The following is a 23,335-nucleotide window of genomic DNA, read 5'->3' on the forward strand; positions in this document are numbered from 1 at the left end:
AGTGAACACATCTCTTATCCCAGATAAGTTCGGGATTTTTCCATTCAGTGGAGCCTTCACCGCCGACGAGTTCAGGGCATTTTTTGCCTGGTGCTCAGCACAGGCTGTAAGTGACGTGGACCTGGTCGGTGGCTCTCCAGTTTCTGTTAGTCGTTATGGTCGGCGTGAGAGAGTCTCCGACACCGTACTGCCGAATACCATGCTCGGCAATATGCTTGATGACCTGCTGGGACCAGAAGTGCGCCCTAGAGTGCAGGGAGGTAAACCGTCGGACAGAGCCATCCAGATCGACGGAGACATGCACGGGCGTCATGGCCTGAAGCGGGGTGAACGCGTGCGACTGCGCGCACACATTATTCAGGGAACCTCTGCCCGGGAAGAAAAGGCATTATCCGTCACTCTGCGCGTTATCCCACATATCATTCCCGACTTTCTGAAGATGGGTATAGAGCCTGTACTGGCAGCCTCCATGTTGCCAAAAACAGGGCTGGGTCTCATCTGCGGCGAAACAGGTTCCGGAAAATCAACGCTTCAGGCGGCGTTGTATCGACACTGTCAGAACACTCAACCTGACCGCAAGATAGTGACCTACGAAGATCCGGTTGAGTACATTCTTGGCCGTCCCGATGACCTTCTGCCACCACATCAGGCTCAGGTAGGCCGTGACGTGGCAAGTTTTGCCGATGGGCTTCGCTCCGCCATGCGCCGTAACCCAGAGGTCATCGGTATCGGGGAGATCCGCGATACTGAAACAGCAGAAGCCGCTGTTCAGGCCGGGGAAAGCGGGCACATGACTATCGGGACTCTGCACTCTAAGTCGCCAGGTGAAACCCTGAACCGATTACTTGGTTTGTTCCCGCCTCAAATTCGAGATGCGCGTGCGTGGGAGCTGCTTGGTATGTTGCGTTTCATCGCAGTCCAGGTACTTGTCAAAACGACTGACGGCAAACGTCGTGCCCTTCGGGAATACATCGTATTCGACGATGACTTACGCGATGCGCTTCAGAATATTCCTTCAGAAAAGTGGCCGGCGCACATCGACACAATTCTAAGGATGGAAAAGCGGCGTATTGTCGATCAAGTGCGGGAAGGTTTCGTAACAGGGGACATAGACAGAGATGAAGCAGCGCTCTATCTGTCAGGTAAGGAACTCACGCAATGAAACGAGAAGGATTCTGGCGTTATGCCACTCCGCCGGTCAGCTTTTTTGGTATTCCGCTGCCGTTCCTGCTGCTGTATCTGATCTGGTTTCGCTGGCCATCCATGAACACGCTGTATATCTGTTCCGCCATTCTGGGATTCTTTGTTGCACTGAATTTCTTTGGCTGGAGTGTACGTGCCATCTGCCTGCGCGTGATTAGTACCTTCAGGGGAAAGATTGCCTCCGGTCGCCCCTGGTGGTACCGACACTTCATCGAAACGCCGCGAGACTGGACCGGTCTCTGAGCCCAGTCTGACACGCCAGTTCTCCACAGCGCTTACGCGCTTCCCCCTCTATATCTTCCAGGATTGTGACCATGCAAAAAAGTCACCGTATATGGCTTGCCGTACCTCACGAAGAGAAGGACGACGCCATCAATGCCCATCCGCGTTTGGATAATGGCCAGAAAGCACTTGAATGGGACAATGAACACCGGCTCTGGTATGCCCGACCAGGTGCCGACCTGAACAAGTTCGAACGATGGATGCCCCGACCACACGAACTGTCGATGAATGCAGAAGACCCGGTAACAGAGTTTGCACAAAAACTCGAAGAAGCAGGGCTGATGGTTAAAGGGCTGCCCGTGATGGATGGCAGCCTTCAGCGTGTACCGACGAAACAGGACAGGAAGGGTTCCAAAAGCGGAGCTTACAAAGCATACCTGGACGGGCGCCCTGCCGGATGGTATCGCGATTATCGCAGCGCCGACGCTAAACCAACGCAGTGGGTGTTTTCAGGTGGTGGCGAGATGGACCCGCTTGCGCGCCTACATCTCCGTGCTCATGCCCAGCAAACCCGTGAAGACAATGCACGTGCTCTTGAGCTGCAGTATAACCGTCAGGCGGAATATGCAGCCCGATACGTTGACCGGTACCCGCAGGCTACAACAAACACCTATCTGACCCGCAAGGGAGTAGAGGCCGCTCCGGGTATAAGAATCAACGAAAAACAAGAGCTTGTTATCCCCTTCAGCAACGCGCATGGCGACATTCGTTCTTACCAGCGTATTCCACTTACCGGTGGGAAAGACGCCCGGATCCTTAAAGACAGTGAGAAAACAGGTAACTGGTTTGCTCTCGGGACCCCGCAGAACGGCAAGCCGCTGTTGTTTGCTGAAGGATATGCCACAGCAGCCTCCATACATGAGGCATCAGGCCTGCCGGTACTGATGACTATTGATGCGGGAAACATGATTGCCGTTGGTCAGAACGCCCGTGCCGTCTGGCCAGACAGTCAATTTATCTTCTGCGCTGACAACGACCATCAATTAAAAAACCCGCAGACTGGTGAGCCAGAGAATAAGGGCATCCTAAGTGCCACCAAGGCCGCCGAACTGACGAACGGAGAGGTAATAGCACCAGCATTTACACCGACGGAGCTTGAACAAAACCTTACTGACTTCAACGATTTAATCCTCAGCAGAGGAAAAGACCTCGCCAGGCATCTCATCAATGTTCAGCTTCACGCTATGGGGATAGAAACCCCATTCAACACAAACTCACAAACCCGTAACGCCTTTGTAGAGGGCGGTCTCGTCTTCACCCCTGTTCAGGAAACTGCTATGGATAATCATGAATCTCCGGATATCGCACATATATCCGATAATGACATCGCCCGTGAACATACCGTCAGTGAGTTGGCCGAGGCCACTGCAGCAGAAAAACCAGCGACGGAGGCACCAGTGCAGCCTCCAGAAAACCAGGCGTCACATAAAGCCGGGCGTGAAACGATAACTTTGTTTCATGGTTCACCTGCAGCCTTCAGTGCCATTGATTCTGAAAAAATAGGATTAGGTCAAAACCTCGTGGGGAGAGGTTTTTATACTGATACGTCTGTTTTAGGCGTGCACTATGTAATGGAGGAAATAAATCATAAGGACTATCACGTATATGAATTAGAGATCCCTTCTGAGTCTGTTGTTTTAGACCGTTGGGATAATTCCACATTAACAGAAGAACTGCGGGCACGAATCAGAGAAGCTGGAAATTCGGGGCATCAGCAACTCAATGAAAACGAGAGCATTTCTCGCTCCGAGCTTGGAAATAAACTCGCTGACAGCAAGGCGATAGATGACACCTTTCTTAACTTCGCCAGCAGCCCTCAGGGGATGAGCATTCTGAAAGAAGCAGGAATTGATGCATTAAAAGACAATAGTTATGTCGCTATTATCAATACGGATTTAATTGATAATATTCGTTTGCGCTCAGCAGGTGGAAATATAAAAGCAGAAATGACGCAATATATAGACAAGGCATTAAGTAACGTTGCTCAGGATGCATCAAGATTGTCAAATATATTGCAAAAGGAACAGAATCTTTCAATACATTATGAAGCCATCCGTTCTGAACTAATAAATCTTACAGTGGCTCAAAACCGGCCCGAAGAAGCTGAAAGGTTGACAGCTCTACTTACACATACATTCGTTAAAACTATTGATAGTCCCCCTGATAGAAAAACAAATATTACCCCCTTAAACCGACTATATGCGGAGGCAATAAGAAGCCTTGACCTGAATCACGATGATAGCGCTGCGCAACTGGGTCGCATTATTGATAGTGCTGTTGTAAACATAAACCCTGACCAGAAATTCGTTGCTGAACCCAATAAACCAGAGCCGGCAATTCCTGCCAACGAACAGAATCCCGCGCCGACTGAGCCGGAACAACCTCAACCTGCAGATGTACGCGATGAGCCATCCCCCATGCCCCCAATAGAATCTGACGTTTTAATTCCTGATACGCAGAGCAACCCGGATGGGACGCTCGTGACATCTCCCGATGATATCGGTCAGAGTAGCCAGAGCGTCGCCGAAGCAGGATCGTATGCACCGTTACCTGACCTGGATGATTATGCAGACATACGCGCGCAAATGGACGACCCACAGTTTGGTGAATGGATGCACAGTCAGTCTGACGACTTACCCCATAAGCCTGCACAGGAACAATTTACAGCCCAGGAACTGCAGGAAACGGATGAACAGGCTGTAAAACCTGAGGCTGCATTGCATGATAAAAACGCTGAGCCCACGGCGCCGGTCTCGTCTGAATTACCAATCCCTCCACAGTCCCCCGGAGCACCATTAACCGGGAAAAAACAGGAACAGGCACAGACAGCCAACGCAGATGCAGACATGCCAGAACTGAATCTAAACTGGACGAAAACTGCAGAGAATGAGGTGAATGAAGCGGATGGGCTTGTCTATGGGCCGCGAAGACCGGAACCGCTGCAGCGGGAAGATCTGGATAAAATCATCAAAGCCTTGTCAACAGAAGAGCAGCGCGACAACACGGTGCTCTACCGCCTCGACGGGGAAGATGCCTTTCGCGATCTCGGCAACCGCCTCGAAATGTGTAACGGTGCAAGTCAGGACAAACGAAGGGTACTCGCCGCGCTGGCGGTTGCATCCCGCTTTTACGGCGGCGTGGTGGAGCTAACCGGCAGTATGGAGTTTAAAGAGCAGGCTATGCGGCTCATTATCGAAAATGACCTCGATATCCGCATGAAGTTGCCTGCACAGCGCGCTCAACTTGAGGCACTTCGGCAACAGATGGGGACGACCAGTGATTCAATCACAACGCATATACCTACGCCAGATCTGAATCGGCAGACACCATCACCTGATGCCGCACCACCACAGTCATCGGCAACAGCCGCACCCGAAGCTGCTTCCTCTAACGCGCCAGACACACCAACACCCCCTGCATCACCGAACCCGGTATCACAGGCACAAGAACCCGGCGCGCCTCAGCCGGCGTTTTCATCCTCTACTGAGGCTGTTACTGAGGCTGTCGCGTCAAAGGCTGCCGACAGTATCCGGGTCCCGGAAATGCCCGCTGAACCAGCGCCCTCCGCACTGAAGCCAGGGCAAAGCATCACGGCGGTATTGAAAAACTTTGGCGAGGCGACCTACGAAAATAAAGAGAAAAAGGGTGGGAGCTTCTTTATCGAGCTACAGAACCGTGGAGGGAGTCATACCTACTGGGGACAGGATTTAAGAAAACTTATCGAAAACCACAAAACCGGTGATGTGGTTACACTGACGCTTAACTCCCGTGACAGCTGGCATGTACCAGGAGAGGAAAATGAACGCGTAAAGAATAACTGGTCATTGACATCCGCCTCGACGGGCCTTGCCGTGGCACACGATCGGCCAGAGCAGGGGCAACCCCTGCAAGTTTTTCCGGTCGATACGTTTGGCCGTCTCACTCAGCAAATCCGTCAGGCCTGGCCCGAGTACACCACAGACCTGAAGTTGCCACCTCGCCTGGAAGAACGTCAGTTTTATCTGGGTGAAGACAGGCACCCGGTGAAGTCACCGGTAGCTGCAGCAAGCATTTTGCCACCATCCACAGACGCCCCAGACAGGTTGATACCCGTTATGGCCTCCATGGACACACAGTCAAACCAGTTAGACCTGCTGCTTGTACAGTCAGCGGGGGAACACCTACAGGGTATGGTGCGACTGGATGGCACACTGTATCCGGCACTTGCCACACCAACTACCGACAATAGTCAGTTGGTTATCAATGCCATCACCGACGACGGCCCCCGCTTTGCGGGTTACGGGCAGGCGGTGAATTTCGAACCCGACGGCACCACCCGTGCCGCTCCCCAGCTGATGAAGTTCCACCTGAAAGGTCGGGAAGAAGATACACCACTTCCTGCCCGACTCTACACACCGGAAAAACAGGCAGACACCCTGTTCCAGCGTCTGGGTTTTGAACAGACCTGGAAACAATGGGATGACGCACGAAAGCCGGAGGGCAGACAGGAAAAGGCGCTTCATCAGGAACACTCCCACAGCCCCGGCCGCTAAGCCGATAAGGAGAGAGAATGCGATATCACATGCTTAAAGCCGGACTCCTGTCCGGCTTCATGCTTTTTTCTACCACCGCTACGGCGGCGACCTGCCGAGCAGGAAGTGCCGCTGAAGCGGGTAGTCAGGCTGGTTATGAGCGAGCCAGGGCGGCCGCAACAGCCTGGGAACAGCGCGAAAGCAATGTCTCATCCTCCCTGCAGTCCTGTCTGTCCCGTATCAAGAGCGTCAAAGTGAGCCTGCCGCAATTCCCCGGGCTCGATGACATCATTTCTCAACTGGAAAATAAGGTCTGCGAAGCTGCCCTTGATAAGGTCAACGAACAGATTCCAGACAACATCGATCCCTGGAAAAACTTCAACTCCTGAAACCTATGACAAAACTGACTCAACCGGCCCCCCCTGCAAAGGGGCGGGCCACCTCCCCTGCGGAGGATCCGCTGAACGACGCCGTGAAAATGATGATCACGGCAGAAAAACGCCAGAAAATGGCACCGGAGCTTATGAAAAGTAATCTCCGACTGGGGACTGGCCTGCTTATCAGCATAATCCTCAACGCCGGTTTAACCTGGGCTCTGATACAACAGCCACGAGATTACTTTGCCACCGACAGCGGACGCCTGGTTCGCCTGGCTCCCACATCCGAACCGGCATGGAGCCAGGACGATGCAATCGCCTTTGGCAGCAAGGCGCTGATGCGGGCCTTTAACCTGGACTTCGTTCACTATCGTGAGCAGGTATCTTCTACGGCCTCGCTATTCTCTGAAGAAGGGCACGCCAGTTACATCCAGGCGCTCACTAACTCCAATATCTATGATGCCCTGAAGCGTGAACGTATGAACCTTACCGGCTCCGTTGGGGCTGGTGTCGTCATCCGGCGTGGACGCTTGTCTGATGGAACCTGGTTCTGGACTATGCAATATCCGGTACGTCTGCGTCTGGTTGGTCAGACAACCAGCAAGCCCGAACAACCTTTTGTTTTCGAAATCACCATCCAGCGCGTAGATCCACGACAGAAACCTGTCGGGATGGAAATCCGCCAGATGATCTCACGCAACGCCCCCCGCAACCTCTGAGGCTCCCGCCATGAAACTTCGTTATCTCATGACCGCGCTACTGCTGTGTGGTCCGGCTCTCGCAGTCGCTGCTGACAATACTGGCTGGCAGAACGCCAGGACACCTGGCGCAACAAGTGCAGCTCCAGCCCAGCAAGGTGCTGAACCACATACAACGGACGTACCCGCAACCCGGATTAGTGGGGAGTTACCGGCACCAGGACAAAGCTCACCGCTGGTAGACGAAGCGGCAAGCATGGACTCGCCTCTGTCAGCGGATGAGATACGCGAACTGCGTCTGCGACTGACAGACAACGAGCGGTCGGTAAATGCTCCAATGATAAGCGTGGTTCCGCGCATCAGTTCGTTAACCCTTAATCTTTCACCAGGAGCCAGTATCCCGTTGGTACGTACGGCCATGAACAACCAGAGCGTCGTTACCCTGACAGACATCAGTGGTGCGCCGTGGCCACAGTCGGATCCGCCAATTAATGCCAGTCCGAAAAATTTTGATGTGAAGTTCAATGCTGGTAGCAACATGCTAACTATCACCCCACTGCGTCCGTGGGCGGCAGGGAACATATCCGTCTATCTTAAAGGACTCGATGTACCGGTCATGATTAACGTGACAAGTGGTGAGACAGACACCCGTACAGCCAGCCAGGAGATCGACAGCCGACTGGATTTACGCGTCCCACGCCTGGGTCCCGGCACCATGGCCCCAGGCGCGCCAGTCGATAAAATCGCACTCCATAGTGCCACTTTGCAGGCCTTTCTGGATGGCACTCCACCAGAAGATGCACACCGCCTCAAATTCCAGGGCAACGTTCCTGACACTGTTATATGGCAAAGCGGTGATGATCTGATGGTCCGTTCCCGGGCAATGCTTCGCGATGAGTTTGAACAGACACTCTCTTCAGCGGACGGCACGCATCTCTGGAAACTCCCCCTCACCCCGTTACTGACCTTCTCAGTGAACGGGAAATCCGTTCACGTCACGCCGGAGCTTCAGTAATGAGCGCAGAACAGGATGCCGGAAATAACGGCAAAAAACTTATTTCAATAATCGGATTTGGAGCCCTGGTTTTACTGACTGCCGGTTACTGGTTAGTGTCATGGCTGGCACATGACCCTTCAGGAAAGGATTCTGCCGTCAATCTTAACGGCACTGCCTCAAGTGCCGTAACCACCACAACAGAAAGCCCGCGATACCGTGAGCTACTGAAAGCCTCAAACGACTTAGGTGCGCAAGAAGCCGCACGGACTGATTCATCTTTTATCGCCAGCCTCCCGGTAGGCCTTGAAGTCACGGAACCCCCGCCTGATAAGCCGCCGGTAACAAAGCCGGCATCACAAGATTCGCCATCTCCACAGTCGGGAAAATCGTCACGACGCACGGAAAACACGGCCGGAGAAGAGCAGGCAAACGAGAAGCGCCAGGCTCAACTCCAGAAACTGCTCACGCGAATCAGTGCCGCGCAGGCGGGCGGTGACGCTCCGGTTCTGGCCACTGCACTGGCCACCGTTACGCGGACTTCACCAGAGTCTGGTGCTGGCCGCCAGGCAGAATCCACAGCTAAAACAGAAAACGCACAGGTCTTCATCCCTGCACTCACTCGTGCGTCCGGTTATATGGAGACTGCCGTGGATTCGGATAACCCCAACTCAGAGGTGGTTGCGGTCATACCTGCCGGGCCGCTGGCTGGCGCCAGACTCCATAGCCCTTCAGTAAAACTTGCCGGAAATGGACTCGATATCAAATTCACCAGTATGAGCTGGAAAGGAATGGAACTGAACGTAAAAGCAAGCGCACAGAGCGAGAAAAACCTGATGTCTTCAATAGCTTCCGATGTCAACCATCGATGGGGGACACACATCGTTCTACCAGCTGTATTAGGTGGTCTTGGAGATCTGGGGGGGCTGTACAAGGATGCTAATACTCAAGTCATGCAGTCCAGCGTCGGAACAGTCACCGGACGCGTAGGGAAACCTGACGGCAGCACAGTAGCTGGCGTAATGGTCGGTGGCACAGCACAGACAGGTGCGGAAGTCATCAAACAGGAGATGGCCCGCGAGCCGTTCCGCCAGGTAACAGTTAAGCAGAAAGAGGTTATCTCCATTCTCTTCGTTGAATCAGTAACTTCAGACGACATTATCAGTAATAAGAAGGCCGCACTCTCCGCTGCCAGTACATCAGCACCAACACCTGTTGCAGCAGAGCAGCAAACTGAATCCCGCCTGCAGGAAGCTATAGCGCGCCGCCAGGCTGAAATCCGTCGTCAATATGGCGACACCGTACCCGTGAGGAACAATGATGAATCAGCAAATTGACATACCTGAAGAAGATACGCTGGAAAACGAGGATGATTTTGGCGCGCCAGACCCCCGTCAGAAACCACCTTTATGGAAACGGGAGCTGCTGTTTGGCTATTCTCTACCGTGGCTTCTCGGGATAACTCTTCTGGCAGTGGCCAGCCTCTGGTATCTGTTCGGTCCGTCACTGTCATTTACAAATAACACACCGTCTGAAAGCAGCTTCAGTGAGGTTGAAAGTACGCTCGACGGTGCACCGCAAAATGCAGTTGAGACTATCCAGCACACGAGGGCTTCGATCCCCGTAGCGCAGCCAGCGACACAAATTGCACCTCCGATGCTCCAGGGCGATACGGCGAGCATGATGACGGATATTCGTGACGAGCTGAACGACCGTGATCGAAAGATAAATGACTCTATGACGTCACTGAAAGACAGCGTCACCCGTCTGTCTGATGCTATCAAGAGGGATGAGGCATACGCGGTAGAAACGCGTGCCCAGCTTAATGACCTGATACAAAAGCTGGCAGTACTGGAAGCCCGGGCAAGCGTCACTGATACCTCAAAACCCGCTTCCAGGTCCCAAAAACGGCAGGTAGCCAGTGCTATTTCAGGCATGAAAATCATGTCACTGGAGTCGGGAATGGCCTGGATTAAATGGCAGGGCAGTACCTGGTCCGTCCGGGAGGGGGATACGCTGGGTAAAGTCACTATTCGTCAGATTGATCCCGCCACACGCTCTGTGGTGACAACAGGAGGAACCCTGCGCTAATGGCACTGGATGCCATTACGCTAATAGAGAACCTGGCTTCGGGCATCTTCACCGCTGGACTGGATTTACTGTTCAGTTGGTCTGAGATGATTGGTTTTTTTGGCCTCATCGCCCTACTGGTCCGGCAACGTTCCAGTCGTGGTCCCTTATCCCCGGGCAGGTTCGCTATTGGCCTTTTTTCCTGCGCCGCACTGGTATCCCTTCCCTCCATAATTAATGCCAGTGGTGCTCAGCTTGGTTTTGGCGCTACATCCTTTGATGCAATCGCTTATGTGCAGCCCGCCACCTACGGCGTTGCTGCAGGGGCCGCTAACGCCGTGCTTTCCCTGGTTCGGCTCGCAGGTGTGGGATTTGTCTATGCAGCACTAGATATGTTTCGACGTTCAGAACTTGAAGGGCATACCGCGCTCAGTTCAAGCGAAAGCATTCGTGCCGCGACCGTAAAACTGATGGCCGGAACCGCGATGGTCTTTTCACCTCAGCTCATCGATGCCGCGCTCGCCACCTTCGGACTCGCTTTTTAACACCATTCGTTTTTTTATAACCCAAGGAGACACCATGTCACTTTTCCGTGCTATTTCCGCGCGTATTTATGCCGTTGTTATTTTCTGTCAGCTGACCATGATGAAGTGCCGTGAGCGAATGATTCAGGGGTTGTGTGCCCTGGCCACGTTCCTGTTACCCGGCATGGCCTTCGCCGAAGGCGATCTTGCTGACATGCTTAGCAGCGCCGCTGCCGGTGCTAAAAGTGGTAAAACTTCTGGCCTGGAAATTGCCCAGGCGATCGGAGTATTCATCTTCATCGGTTCCCTGCTGGCTTTCAAAAAAGTTGGTACCAACCCGCAGATCACCGTGGGCCGCTGCTGTGCAGGTCTGGCTATTGGCGGTCTGCTGGCCGTTGTCCCTGAAGTTATGAGTCGTACCCAGAAACAGCTTGGTACCAGCTCCGTCAATATCAGCTAAGCACAGGAAAGGGTCGGTGTTTACCGACCCTTTCAGGAGAAAACGATGAGTAATAAGAAAAAGACACCTGACCTTCGGTGGCTACATTCACTTCCAGTACCTGATGTTGTCCATACCACAGCCCCCCAGCTTCCTGCCCCTGTGAGCGTTTCAGGGGGACGCTGCTATTGCTGCGGTGCTGATATGAAACATCTGTTTATGTTACCGGAATCCCTGCCCTTAACCCGACTTGCGGAAGAAGCACATGATGCAAAGGCCAGACTCGTCAGAGCGAAAGATACGCTGGCTCAGCTGGCGTCCCGCCCCACGCCACAGGTACCGGCTGAATACGAAAAACATACTCGTGCACTGAAAGCCGCACAAACCGGGATGCAGCACGCATCACTTGCAGCCCGCCGCCTTGCCCTGCGCCAGATTCCCACCGCGCTTCTGACCGATACCGGTTTACTGTCTGATACTGAATATGCTGAGTTCGAACGGCTCACGCAGCCGTTTAATCTCTGTTTTATCTGCCACGCCTGGCATGCCCTCAACGGATTTGCTGCTGCTCAGGGGGTAATGGTCTGGTTACCGGATCTGCATCCACGTAATGTCGTCGCCCTGAACCGAAAAGCGCTGCAGGCCGTCTTCAGCAACATTCCTTACAAAATTCGGGAGGGTCGCCGGGTGCTGTCGGAATTGACCCGGCATCGATTGCCTCTGGAAGAACGTTTCGGAGGGTGGCGGCCTGCTGATTATGCCGATGCGCTTAAACGCTTCCCGCCAGTCATTCGCGATGACATGCGACAGAAAATGAATGGAGTGGCGTTGATCCTTACACCGGATTCAGTAACGGACAGTGACGTGCTGTCAGAAATCCCGCAGAAAAAAATAGTATCGGCGCTGCCCACTGGCACCACTGTCACACAAAACTGAAGCGCACCTCGTCACACAGATGCGCCATCGAGCCCATCAATACACGCCATCCTGGTGGAGTCTTCACTGCTATGAATATCAACCGCCTTGTCTTCGCCATTGAAGACGTTATGAACACCTTTTCCCGTTTCACCATCTCTGCTGACTTTGTCGACTATTGCGACATTCGCACTGTGATCGGACTGGACAAACACGACCTGGAACTCAGACCCTGGCTGGAAGCACCTTATATTGGCGTAACCCATCATGGTTATTACCTCTCTGTATTTGAAATTTCCGGGGCATTGCGTGAACTATCAGAAACCGCCTCAGCCGACCATCCGGATGCGTTTGAAGGAATGATCGCGCACCTCACATCCACACTCAGTACGACCTGGAAAAATACCGGCCATAAGTTGGCCTTCATTTTTGAACGAGATCCGGAAAAAGGGCGTGACGAAGTCAGCACCATGATCGCCCCACAAAAACGCTCAATTCAGCACATCGGCATCCAGTTGGATGACCTGCTCAATGAAAAGGTAAACGTAATTTCACCTTGGCTTGTCCGTGAGCGATGCTGGCTTGCCGTCTGGAGTTCACCGACACTGGTGAGCCATCAGGAAAGAGCAGATTTCAATACCACCGTTCGGGCTATCCAGGATAAAGCGCCGGTCGCGCGCTTTGGACAGGAGCCCTGGCGCTGGCAAATGTCTGGTCTGAAGATCAGGCATGACAGCTTTATCTCTACTCTTGAAAAAGCACTCGTACGCGGCGGAGACGGCTTACTTGTCCGCCTGCTAGACGTGCCTGAGTTCTGTAACGAAATCAGACGTGAAACAGCACGTAACAGCACATCGGCAGCATGGCGCCCGGCACTGCCGGGGAAAGCCGCACCCTCGGGTACGCTTCAGGATGATGACGCCACGGCTCTGCTTGCTCCCTTCCTGAATTTTCAGGTTTTTGGTTGTACACCAAAAACTGAAGGTAATCTTGTGTTTGCAGAGGGACTATGGCATGGCATGGTAGCCATAACTCTGCCTCCTCAGAACCCCAGCCCCTTCAATGAACTGGTTAAACTGGTTCCACGTGCCGTTCCCTGGCGTATTCGGATCGATATAATGCCGGGTGGGATGAAGGCGCTGGGCTGGAAAAAGAATATTTCATCATTTGGACAATTTATTCCCTCCATTCGTCCTCTTTACGACGCTTTTACGCAGTTGGCTGAAACGGATGAACGAGATCCAGTTTGTGTGATGACCATTGTGGCTTCCACCTGGGGGCGTACCCGTGAAATATGCACCCGTAATCAGATGCTGCTTGAATCAGCTATGCAGGGATGGGGAGTCTGTAACACGACCACAACCTTCGGTGATCCACGTCGGGGATGGGTAAACAGCATGCTGGCAGCGTCAGCAGGTTCAGGCCCCGTCCCGCTTTATCCGCCACTATCCCATGCGCTTTCTATGCTGCCCTTCAACCGACCAGGTTCCGTCTGGCGCGGGGAAGGTAATTTGATGCTGCACACTGAAGACGGCTGCGCCTGGGAAGTTGGGCTGGGTTCTTCACGACAGAACAAGCACACCGAACTTGCACCAGGTGACTCAGGTCTTGGTAAGTCGGTACTGATTAATACCCTGACGGAAATACAGGTATCTTCCGCCCAGGTTTCACTTCCCTATGTGGCGCATATCGATAAAGGGTTCAGCGCTATGGGGTTCATCCAGCTGATTCGTGACAGTCTGCCGGAGGAGCGAAAGGACGAAGCCGTCGGTATTATTCTCAGCAACGACCCGTCTAAGTCGCGCAATGTTTTCGATATCCTGTACGGTGCCCATAAGCCAGTAACGCCGGAGAAGCAATTTATCGCGTCCATGTTGATGGCCTTCTGTATAGAACCGGATAAAGGGACGCCTCCTAACCCGACCGATACCCGGCAGATAGTGAACCGCCTGATTGATCTGGCGTTCGACATGCGCAGCGGTATTGAGCCAAACATGTTCCGGTCAAACGTAGAGCCAGAAGTGGATGAGGCACTGGAGTCATCCGGGTTGAGAGATGAGCACGATCAGGAATGGTGGACTGCGACGCCATGGTATGAAGTACGTGATCTCCTCCATGAGCGCGGGCAGTTATCCGCGGCTCAACGGGCGCACTATCAGGCAGTACCCGAACTCGCTGATATGCCAGCGCTACTACGCAGTGAGGCAATTCAGGAGAGTTTTGGCAGAGTACAGCGTGACGGTTCACAGGAGCCACTGCTGGAATACATTGAGCGTTGCATGATTCAGGCTCGTCAGGACTATCCGATGATGGCCAGTCGGACTCGTTTCGCGCTGAACCCGAACACACGCATTATTGCCGTAGACTTAAACAACGTCGCCGGCGATAAGACTCCGGCAGGCAGACTGAAAACCGGCATAATGTTCCTCTTTGCTGGCCACATAACAGCTGGTGATTTTACGCTTCCTCAGTATCAGGAAGAGATAGTGAAAACGGTGCCGGAAGCCTATCTCCCGGGCATTATGCGGCGTATCAACCAACTCGACAGCGAAATGAAAACCAAAATCTACGACGAGTTACACAACGTCAAGGGCATTGATTTCATCTTCGAAGCGCTGGACACGCAGGACAGGGAACAGCGTAAGTTTGGCATCCGCACGGTGTTAAGTACCCAGTTCCTTACCGACTACCCGAAAAGCCTGCTCGATTCTGCCAACACCCTCTGGCTGCTGCGCTACCGCCAGGAAGACATCCCTCTTTTACGGGACAGTTTTAAGATCCCCGAACACAATCTCCATGCTTTCCTGCGTATGCCAGCCGGTCCTGCTGCAGACGGTAGTGGAGTACCGATGCTGTGTATGATGCGCACGACCCAGGGCACGCTGGCGCGGATTGTCCGGTTTACGCTCGGACCGCTGGAGCTGTGGTCGCTTAACTCAGACAAAAAAGACGGTGCGCTACGCAAAAATCTCTCCGCGACGATCGGCACTGCCCGTGCCCGTCAGTTGCTGGCAGATAAGTTCCCACGTGGGTCTGCAAAAAAACTCATTGAGTACAGAGAGCGTAACAGTGGCGTCCGTGGTGATAAGGGTGTCATCGAACTGATGGCGGACGAAATGATTAACGAACTGGGGTATGACCTGTGATGTGTTCCATCCACCTGACGCCACGCTGCCGTCGCCCGGCAAAGGGACAGGTCAGACTTTCACGCCTGATGATCGATGTTGACGGCGTGGAGTTTGTTCTACCATCTCGTCACTTTCGTACAGACAGTGCAGTGAACTCTCGTGCTGTATACGCTACTGATCGTCGGGCTCCACAAGAAGCCTGTGGCGTTCTTCTTACGATCAAAGATCGTCCTCGCCAGTTGGTAACTACGGCCATATGGCAGGTACAAGAGCCAGGCGAACAGGTGCGAGAATCGCGTCATGTGGTCCAGTGGCTGTTACCTGAGGATATAAGGACGGTGTTAAGTGATGATACCTGGTTATGGCCGGAGGGGGCAGAGACCCCACAACTCAGCCCAGGAGACAGGCCGGTACTGGATATTACCCCTTCAACTCACTCGCGGATCGCTCGTCGTGGGTTGACTATCATAGACACCCGCAGCCGGGAAGGACGTATCAGCAGACGCTTTCAGACCTTCCCTCTGGTAGCCCTCGCCCCCGACCCACAGTCAACTCGCCTTCCCAACGTATTTACCCCGCTCAACTAAATGGAGAATTTCATGATACAACGCCATCTCCCCGCGCTGGCGCTTGCCATCGCGTCCAGCCTTCCCACAGTTGCCAGTGCTTTCACCGTCAACGTGAACTCCAGTGTTCCGATAACTACTCAGGTTCTGCCTGAGATGGCCACCATCCAGGCAACGCTGGTCGAAATACTACAGATGCAGCAGGCCACCGGTACAGCAATCACACAGAATGCTGACAAGCTCGGCGCGCTGATTAATCAGGATGGACAGGCCACCCGTCAGCAAATGATTTTCAATAATGAAACCCAACGGCTGGAAGAAGCTCGACAGAGTTTTTCGGTACCGGATTCGATCTGCAGTGATTCAGCCTCCGGCGTTGCTGCACAAAGTAAAAGTGCGTCAGGTAGTACCGCATCAAAACTCTCTTCCGGCAAAGGCGTTTCCAACTCAGCGGTGCGTAAGAGGATTTCCACTGCATCAGAAGAGCAGGCCCGCGACGCTTATGACGGTGCGAACGTGCATGCAGCGTACTGCACAGCAGCAGAATATGAGCGTTTTGGTGGGACGGGGATCTGCCCAGCCGTCAGCAAAATGCCCGGTGGTGACAGCCAAGTACGCTCGATCTATGGTGGAGCAGGACCGGAAGGGACGGCACCAGCACTGTCCTGGACACAGGAACAGACCGACGCCGCAATGGCCTACATGAAAAACACATCGCGCCCTTCGGCCGGTCGCACGCCCGGTAAAGGTGAAGTCAACACCGTAACCGGACGGACGTATGTAGGATTGCTCAACGAGTACAACGGTATCACCGATGCCGCCTCTGAACCTCAGCTCTCGCTGATTGCCGACAGTAAGCCCAGTGAAACCACCCGTGATGCCCTGAAAGAAGCACTGCAGTCCCCTTCCGCAGCGCAGTATTTTGATGATGTGGCTTCACCGGAGGCGAAAGCGAAAGGCTACATGAGCCAGCGAGAATTTGAATCCTTTGAGGCCGGACGTCGATATGCCAATACAGCCTATCTCTCTGACCTGCAGCAAATGAACGGAGATAACCTTATGCGCGAACTCATCCGAACCACGGCGCAGATGAACTGGCAACTTAATGACATTAAAGAGTTGATACGCAAAGGGAACGTTATCGACGGCCAGTTGCTCGCTGCCTTTGCCCGTCAGTCCTATGCCCCACGACTAAAACAACTCGAATCAGCCATGAACCAGGGAGCGGCCAAATGACATCTGAAAAAATAGTCTCACGAAAAAAAAGCCTCACCGGGCGTATCACCATCGGATTGCTTAGCATCTTTCTACCTGTGCAGGAAACAAAGTGGTTTCTACGATCAGCTCGACACATGACATCACGCAATCTGGAGCGAATGCGTGATGCCTTTCCTGAGCTTAACACCGACGACAAACTGCCTGCTTCTCCTGATTGGGAAAAAGCCGTTGAGGAATCCGGCTGTACTACCGAACAGCTGGATAAGGGGTATGTTAGCCAGCGCCGGCGCTGGCGATTTCTGTTCTGGCTTATGATTATACTCGTTCCGCTTGCACCACTGACAACATTCATCATCGGTGGGAGTATCACTGCACACCAGATCAGCACCTGTGTGGTGCTGTTTTCCGGCGCTGGCGTGGCGTGGTCAAAAGCGCTAATCGTAACCTATCGACTGTGGCAGTTACGCAACCGGCGTGTGAGTCTTGCTGAAGGAGGCACCTTTCAGCATTTCAGGACGGAAACACATGCCTTACGAGATTCCATTCTCGGAAAATAACGGCCCTCTTCTGCCCCAACCGCCATCCCGGCATTCATGTTTTATCCGGAGTTACCGTGAAAAATCTCATTCGTGCGCTTTGTGCAGGGCTGCTTATACCTGTTATCCCGGCACGCGCCGGTGTCACTTACGATGATATAGTCTCTGCTGCGACCAATGCCCAGGACCTTTCCCGACAGGCTCTGGTCACTATCTTCGGCGACGTGGTGCTAGACCCTCTCGCCGCCGGTAATACCACGATGATCGGGAATCTGTTTGCGCTGTTTAACGGAATTATTGCCGTCCTTGCCGTCGTCTGGTTTGTGATTATTGGCCTGAAGCACATCAACAAAACGGGGCATCAGGGCAAGGTATTCAGTGGCGATCGCGATATCACCAGTACACTGAGTACAGTCTCAGGATTCTTGATGATTATCCCGACAGCCAATGGCTGGAGCATGTCTCAGCTCATCATCCTCTGGGGCGCATCGATTATGGGCGTGGGCTCTGCCAACCTGATGGTGTCCAAAGCTGCAAGTGATATTGCCAGCGGCTACTCCCTGACGGTGCAGCCCACCCAGGCCTCGACCCGTACATCTGCACGCGGTATTTTTGAGATACAGCTGTGCAAATACGCCATCAATACGGCACTGGACGATTACAGCAGCACTGCCAATTCCACCACAGCAAAAATGACTGAGAGATTCGGTTCGTCTGGAGGAAATTATACCTACCGGGTCACGAACGGCAGTGGAGTGTGTGGCACAGCAACAATTCCGGAACAACAGAAATCAGGCTCCTCGTCTGGCTCTGGGAGCTTCTTTAATCCCTTCAGTAATAGCGACACACGTGAAGTCGTGGACGCACAAAACAAAGCGATGGAAGCCATGATTCAGGATATGGATAGCGCTGCCAGCGAGTTTGTTACAGGATTTATGAATAAGCGAACGACCGGAAACGGCACACTCCCGGATATAGAAACGCGCATTCAACGAGCTGCCAACAACTATGAACAAACAGTACAGCGTGCGCTGCCGGCACAGAGTGAGCAAAATGGCATTCAGGATGCTGTCAGGAATTACCTCGATACATACGGCTGGGCGTCTCTCGGCGCCTGGTATCAGACTTTCGCAACGGCCAACCAACGCCTGACTGAAGTTGCCAGTCGCGCACCGGCGACCAGTGGGATGTCCTCTCTAGGGGAAATTGGCAGCGGAGAACTTTTCAGTGCAGTAATGAGCGCATACAGAACTCAATTGCAGAATTCGAGTTACAGTCCGGCGTTGGGGACCACTATCTCAAACGATGAACAAACGGCAGTAGATGGGAATGATCCAAATAGTTATTTCATGAAAACTGTCGGTGGGCCCATGCAGAGGTTAACCAACTACTTAGCAACTTCATTAAGTGGAACAGGTTCTGTAAATGGGCAAGTTAACCCGCTTATTAAGATGAAAAATGTAGGCGATTACACGTTTGGAGCTGCCGAAGGCACATTAACTGCATACACAGCTGTTCGAATCATTGCAGCTGCTGGGGAAGGAAGCTTGGTAGGTAAAGCGCTAGATTTATCTACCGGCACAGTCAGCGCGATTAATAAAGGTCTGGATGCTATATCTCCAGCAATATACTTCCTGCTGCTGCTCATGTTTACGGCTGGGTTTACCTTATCAATCTACTTACCGTTTATACCATTCATTTTCTGGATGACAGGGATTGGAAACTGGATTGTCAGTGTTCTTGTTGGCTGTGCTGCAGGCCCTCTGTGGGGAGCTACACATCTAGGTACTTCACAGGATCGAGGTAGTCGTGCTGCGTACGGCTATATCTACTTGATCGACACGATGATACGCCCAACCCTCATGGTGTTTGGATTCTTTTTCGCATCTGTCGCGATTATAGCTGTAGGTACAATCTTACACGCATTGTTCGGAGCAGCTCTGGTCAATGTTCAGGCAAATTCTTTGACCGGAGTTTTCAGTCTTGTTGGATTCTTAATGATTTATGCACGCCTGTGTACAGCACTGGTATCCAGTATGTTTGCATTACAGGCATATCTACCGGACTACGTGATTTCATTCTTGGGCGGAAGGGATGCAGCCAATACCCTTGGCAGTATGGCTGGCTCAGTGAAAGATATGTTTATAGCCGGTGGGAGAAATATACGCCATACCCCTGGAGTTAATACAAAGGGTATGAATGGCCCCGATGGAACAAATAATGATGGAATCAAAAGTTGAGATGTGGACATCTATCCAGTAGTGCTATAATATTGATTGAAATACCTAAGGAGGGTTGACTGTGAAAGATAGATTCCCTAAATGGTGGCTTCCATATTATGTAGTCAGAACTCTATTCTTGCGGTTCGGAGTTATTACATTAGTTTTACTTGCTCCGCTATTTACTTTATATGTATCGAGCGGGGATTATGTTATTGGAAGTGACTATATTTTTCTCTTTAGTCTTTGGTTTATGCTGTTCGCCCCATTCATCATAAATTACGGCATAGCCAATAATCGTAAAAAAAAGATCCTTGCTGTTATTGAGAAAATCAAGGATACAGGGCACTTCAAGCCGGACATCAACTCAGAAGGCTGGCTCTTCTGGCAAAGTACCTATCTGGGTTTCGACTTCCAGCAAGGAACGTTTTTGTACATCAGAATCTATCCTGGCAACGTTATGGATGTCATTGGTTTCGATGCTTACAGCCTTACCCGTACAGAGGTTGAAGACTCAAAGCTGCGCCTGTTCACAAAGTTTACATCGTTGCCGATGATTCTTATTGATACCGGCGCTGCATCCAGTATTGCTAACCATTTGCACGCAATGAACAATAAAGGATACAGCTATAACTTTAACTTCAATGATGTCGTGAATAAAAAACGTGCCGAGATCGAAGTTCTGACAGGACTACCAGTTCCCGTTCTTGCCTAAAACACATCTACTCCCCTCCAATAAATAGCCGGTTTAATTACCGGCTATTTTTATTAAAGTAGATCATTGCCCTGAAAATTCACTCTAAAACAGATAATGATAATTAAAACCACAATCTGACTCCTTATTGATTATTACTCAAATAAAGGGGATCCATATCAGATCCACAATAATTTAATTTTTAACCAATCAATATATTTTCACCTTCCGTTGCCATCAGTAAACACGCCTACAGACTTTAGATAAGTCCATGCGTTGTTGCCCTTTTTTATTCAGTTAGTCTTCATCTTGGGAGTTTATCCATGACATCCGCTCGCGTGGGATCGAATGACCCGCTTGAATTTCTCGGCGCCCTCGCCATCCTGGGAATTATGGTTCTGCTTGTCGCTTGGCTGTACTTGCCCGAGTTTGTGTATTGGTCATGTTTCATTTTGCATATCCTGTGGGGTATGGCTGACTTTGGACCATTCCATACCTGGGCCGCACCGCGCTATAACCTGTTGGCCGTCACCGCCAACAATGCCCAATACATCACGTACGATCAGTGGATCAACGTGATGGAGCAAACGACAGGGATCTTGATGATATTCCTCATTCCCCTGTCCACCGCTTCCCTGTGGAGCTGGTTACACCATCCAGCCCGCAACTGGCAAACTCGGCGGGTACTCGACATAAGTACATTGCCGTTCGCCATGGAAGCTATTTCTCCTGCAATTTCCCCCATCCTTAGTGAGGGAGATGCCAGTCGTCTCTTGTTGGATAAACGTCGTCCGGAAAGACGTCCGGCACAAACCCCGGAAGGTTTCGTAGAAGAACATCAACTCATCAGTAACATGCAGCTCGATGTTGCCCGCTGCCGGGCTGTTTTCATGGCGCAGCTGGGACGTCCGCTGAATGGATGGAAAAGCCTTGCGCCGCATGAAAAAACTCTGTTCGCAATATTCGGCCTTCAGTTTTTCCTGGACGATCGCCCGGCAGCAAAAGCGCTGATGGATGAACTGAACCGTTCCTGCCGTCTCAAAAGTCGCCGTGATAAGGGGAAATTCTCAGTACCAGTCTATGCGCTGGCCAGAACTGCCTTTAAGCGTGTCATCCAGAGCGAAGGCGCGAAAAAGTGGTTGCATGAGCACCGCTACGTCAGAAGTGGCATGGTCTGGCTGTACGCACATGATTTACGGCTGACACCGCCTAACTGGTTATGGCTCAAGGGAGTGGATCGTCCCCTCTTCTATGCCCTGCACCGGGCAAACACCACCAAAGGATTTATTGAAGGAGCAGGTATCGTCGCCGTCGCCCGCACCGAAAGTGAGGCTATACGACTTGGCCTGCCCTGCCCGCAAGCCTGCGTCGATGAAGCCATTGAGGGACTGCGCATCGATATGCTGTCCTTGGGGCTAATCTGGGACGAACCTCAGCCAGACCGAGACCGCAAGCGCCGCATCCGGACCAACTGGTCACTGACGGAAGATGTTATCACTCGCCCGGGAGGCGACGACGCTCCCATCTTCTGAAAATCCGAACATATCTAACGCGAATTAACATACCGTCTACTGGAGTCTCCTTATGTCACAGAAAAGCACCTACACCACCTTTCGTTGTAACGATTTCATTTACGACACAATTGTGGTTTTACATCAAAGCGGAGAAGGCGATCCTCAGGCCCTGCTCATATTCCGCGAACCACAGCGTATGGCCATTCATGATAAAAAACTCATTGCCTTTTATGAGCTTTCAAAAGAAGCCGTGACACTTCTTGATGACCCGATGCACGATGCGGTAGAAGTATTCAACACCATTGCACTGCAACTCAAAACTCAGAGTAAGGCGGTGATAAAACGGCGAATTAAAGCCCTTGCCCTGTTTGTTGGCGGTGCGTTGATTGCGTCCTCGTTATGGTTCATGGGTACAAGCAACCATACCTCACTTAATTTCAGTAGCACAGAACTGACAATACCTGAAGAGCCTGTCCCTGTTCAGCCACGACAGTCTGCCGCTATTCAGGGACAACCTAAAATGACGGTTCTCCCGCCGACTGACAATACAGTCAGCCACGTTGCACAGGCTGAATCCGCCAATATGCAGAATATTATGAAGGAAAGCCATGAATCCTTACCGGCCTCTCCTGCTGAAGCATTGCAGACGGCAGCAACACCGGTAACTCCCCCTACGCCAGTAACAACAGAAGCGACGGAACAGTCAGCCCGACAGAAGATGGTAGCCATACTGAAGCGCAGCGCCGATCGGGGTCTGTTCACCATCCCACTCTCAAACGGACATGAACGTACGCTGTATGCATTCCTAGATCCAACCTGTGCGGTTTGCAAAAGCATGGAACCAGCGATCGAACAGCTGGCACAACATTACAACGTGGTCATTTTCCCTGTATCTGTAGTCAATGACGGTGGCGATGCCGTAGATAAAATCGTTCCGGTATTGTGCGAGAAAGACCTGACTGCCCGTGCAGTAGCATGGAGCGATCTTTTCCGTCCAGACGCTGGCATGCAGGTTCCTGGACAGGCGGCCTCTCAACAGGTGAGTTCAGACTGTTCCGTGTCGGCTCAAGCCGTAGTGGCCGTAAACGATACAGGCTTCCGCGCATTTGGTTTTTCAGGTACGCCTACAGTGCTGACTGACACAGGCATTCGCCTGGCAACAGGCATGCTGGCCGCACCAGATAAAATTGCTCACTTCATGAAAATTACCGATCCAATGACACAAGAACAGGTCGACCGTTTTGTGAGTTCCCTTAGCATCCAGGAGTAACCCATGAATAATACGCCCGTAAATCAGGCGCTAATGAAGCGTAATGCCTGGAACTCCCCTGTTCTTGAGCTTATGCGCGACCACCTGCTATATGCCGGAATTATGGCAGGAAGTGTGGTGGCGGGCTTTATCTGGCCACTCGCCATACCGCTCTTTCTTTTGCTGGCCATCGTGGCC

Annotated in this window: 19 protein-coding genes; all 19 read left to right on the plus strand. The window is 52.2% G+C overall.

Features of this window, described 5'->3' with window-relative positions:
- Position 1: 1 nt before the first annotated feature.
- The 19 genes from traJ to BZK40_RS20340 all read left to right on the plus strand — a co-directional run bounded on the left by traJ (position 2) and on the right by BZK40_RS20340 (position 23,158).
- On the plus strand, positions 2-1,162 hold the full coding sequence (traJ, locus tag BZK40_RS20255) for a plasmid transfer ATPase TraJ (RefSeq protein WP_048227634.1): 1,161 nt from the start codon (positions 2-4) through the stop codon (positions 1,160-1,162).
- Positions 1,159-1,446: a hypothetical protein gene (locus BZK40_RS20260; protein WP_048227635.1), complete on the plus strand. Its 288-nt coding sequence runs from the start codon at positions 1,159-1,161 to the stop codon at positions 1,444-1,446. Before traJ ends, BZK40_RS20260 begins: the two co-directional genes overlap by 4 nt.
- A gap of 71 nt (positions 1,447-1,517) precedes the next feature.
- On the plus strand, positions 1,518-6,017 hold the full coding sequence (locus BZK40_RS24975; protein ID WP_053069308.1) for an LPD7 domain-containing protein: 4,500 nt from the start codon (positions 1,518-1,520) through the stop codon (positions 6,015-6,017).
- 17 nt (positions 6,018-6,034) lie between these two features.
- Positions 6,035-6,385, plus strand: a complete 351-nt coding sequence (locus tag BZK40_RS20270) for a hypothetical protein (RefSeq protein WP_048227636.1) — start codon at positions 6,035-6,037, stop codon at positions 6,383-6,385.
- A gap of 5 nt (positions 6,386-6,390) precedes the next feature.
- A complete protein-coding gene (locus BZK40_RS20275) occupies positions 6,391-7,092 on the plus strand; it encodes a DotI/IcmL/TraM family protein (RefSeq protein WP_048227637.1) in 702 nt (233 codons plus the stop codon).
- A 10-nt stretch (positions 7,093-7,102) separates the two neighbouring features.
- Complete coding sequence (locus BZK40_RS20280) at positions 7,103-8,086, plus strand: DotH/IcmK family type IV secretion protein (protein WP_048227638.1); 984 nt, start codon at positions 7,103-7,105, stop codon at positions 8,084-8,086.
- Positions 8,086-9,402, plus strand: coding sequence for a conjugal transfer protein TraO (traO, locus tag BZK40_RS20285; protein WP_048227639.1), 1,317 nt, complete (start codon positions 8,086-8,088; stop codon positions 9,400-9,402). Before BZK40_RS20280 ends, traO begins: the two co-directional genes overlap by 1 nt.
- The gene (gene traP / locus BZK40_RS20290) at positions 9,383-10,156 is read left to right on the plus strand and encodes a conjugal transfer protein TraP (protein ID WP_129719564.1); all 774 of its coding nucleotides are present in this window, start codon (positions 9,383-9,385) and stop codon (positions 10,154-10,156) included. The genes traO and traP overlap by 20 nt, the downstream gene beginning before the upstream one ends.
- Positions 10,156-10,680 (plus strand): conjugal transfer protein TraQ, encoded by a 525-nt coding sequence (traQ, locus tag BZK40_RS20295; protein WP_048227641.1) that lies wholly within the window; start codon positions 10,156-10,158, stop codon positions 10,678-10,680. The genes traP and traQ overlap by 1 nt, the downstream gene beginning before the upstream one ends.
- Before the next feature lie 34 nt (positions 10,681-10,714).
- Positions 10,715-11,119 (plus strand): DUF6750 family protein, encoded by a 405-nt coding sequence (locus tag BZK40_RS20300; protein ID WP_048227642.1) that lies wholly within the window; start codon positions 10,715-10,717, stop codon positions 11,117-11,119.
- Between the two features lie 183 nt (positions 11,120-11,302).
- Entirely contained in the window at positions 11,303-12,034 is a 732-nt protein-coding gene (locus BZK40_RS20305) for a hypothetical protein (protein WP_069325142.1), read from the plus strand.
- A gap of 71 nt (positions 12,035-12,105) precedes the next feature.
- The gene (locus tag BZK40_RS20310; RefSeq protein ID WP_048227643.1) at positions 12,106-15,159 is read left to right on the plus strand and encodes a putative type IV secretion/conjugal transfer ATPase; all 3,054 of its coding nucleotides are present in this window, start codon (positions 12,106-12,108) and stop codon (positions 15,157-15,159) included.
- A complete protein-coding gene (locus BZK40_RS24655; RefSeq protein WP_164850802.1) occupies positions 15,156-15,728 on the plus strand; it encodes a conjugal transfer protein TraV in 573 nt (190 codons plus the stop codon). The genes BZK40_RS20310 and BZK40_RS24655 overlap by 4 nt, the downstream gene beginning before the upstream one ends.
- 12 nt (positions 15,729-15,740) lie before the next feature.
- On the plus strand, positions 15,741-16,943 hold the full coding sequence (traW, locus tag BZK40_RS20315) for a conjugal transfer protein TraW (RefSeq protein ID WP_048227644.1): 1,203 nt from the start codon (positions 15,741-15,743) through the stop codon (positions 16,941-16,943).
- Positions 16,940-17,482 (plus strand): conjugal transfer protein TraX, encoded by a 543-nt coding sequence (gene traX, locus BZK40_RS20320; protein ID WP_048227645.1) that lies wholly within the window; start codon positions 16,940-16,942, stop codon positions 17,480-17,482. The genes traW and traX overlap by 4 nt, the downstream gene beginning before the upstream one ends.
- Before the next feature lie 56 nt (positions 17,483-17,538).
- Complete coding sequence (locus tag BZK40_RS20325) at positions 17,539-19,701, plus strand: DotA/TraY family protein (protein WP_048227646.1); 2,163 nt, start codon at positions 17,539-17,541, stop codon at positions 19,699-19,701.
- Between the two features lie 61 nt (positions 19,702-19,762).
- Positions 19,763-20,395 (plus strand): plasmid IncI1-type surface exclusion protein ExcA, encoded by a 633-nt coding sequence (gene excA / locus BZK40_RS20330; RefSeq protein WP_053069310.1) that lies wholly within the window; start codon positions 19,763-19,765, stop codon positions 20,393-20,395.
- A gap of 302 nt (positions 20,396-20,697) precedes the next feature.
- Positions 20,698-21,906 (plus strand): secretion/conjugation apparatus DotM-related subunit, encoded by a 1,209-nt coding sequence (locus BZK40_RS20335; RefSeq protein ID WP_048227648.1) that lies wholly within the window; start codon positions 20,698-20,700, stop codon positions 21,904-21,906.
- A gap of 52 nt (positions 21,907-21,958) precedes the next feature.
- The gene (locus tag BZK40_RS20340) at positions 21,959-23,158 is read left to right on the plus strand and encodes a thioredoxin domain-containing protein (protein WP_053069311.1); all 1,200 of its coding nucleotides are present in this window, start codon (positions 21,959-21,961) and stop codon (positions 23,156-23,158) included.
- Positions 23,159-23,335 lie beyond the last annotated feature (177 nt).

Origin of the sequence: Citrobacter portucalensis (genome assembly GCF_002042885.1) — a bacterium.
Classification (GTDB): domain Bacteria; phylum Pseudomonadota; class Gammaproteobacteria; order Enterobacterales; family Enterobacteriaceae; genus Citrobacter; species Citrobacter portucalensis.